General features: G+C 54.9%; 1 pseudogene. It reads left to right on the top strand.

Annotation, left to right across the window (positions count from 1 at the left end):
• Window positions 1–601, top strand: a pseudogene (locus tag ABD481_RS46775) (IS1 family transposase); the annotation flags it as partial.

Genomic DNA, 601 nt, shown 5'->3' on the forward strand with positions numbered 1-601 from the left:
GCTACTGAAGGCGTGATGCGTAATGGCAAAAGTACTGCCGGGCATCAACGTTATCTCTGCTCTCACTGCCGTAAAACATGGCAGCTCACCTTCACTTATGCCGCTTCTCAGCCCGGTACGCACCAGAAAATCATTGATATGGCCATGAATGGCGTTGGATGCCGGGCAACCGCCCGCATTATGGGCGTTGGCCTCAACACGATTTTCCGCCATTTAAAAAACTCAGGCCGCAGTCGGTAACCTCGCGCATACAGCCGGGCAGTGATGTCATTGTCTGCGCGGAAATGGACGAGCAATGGGGCTACGTCGGTGCTAAATCACGTCAGCGCTGGCTGTTTTACGCGTATGACAGGATACGCAGGGCGGTGGTAGCCCACGTTTTCGGTGAACGCACTATGGCCACACTGGAGCGTCTTCTGAGCCTGCTGTCAGCCTTTGACGTGGTGGTATGGATGACGGACGGCTGGCCGATGTATGAATCCCGCCTGAAGGGAAAGCTGCACGTCATCAGCAAGCGTTACACTCAGCGCATTGAGCGACATAACCTGAATCTGAGACAGCATCTGGCAAGGCTGGGCAGGAAGTCCCTGTCGTTCTCAAA

Source organism: Catenulispora yoronensis (assembly GCF_039531695.1).
In the GTDB taxonomy this organism is placed as follows: domain Bacteria; phylum Actinomycetota; class Actinomycetes; order Streptomycetales; family Catenulisporaceae; genus Catenulispora; species Catenulispora yoronensis.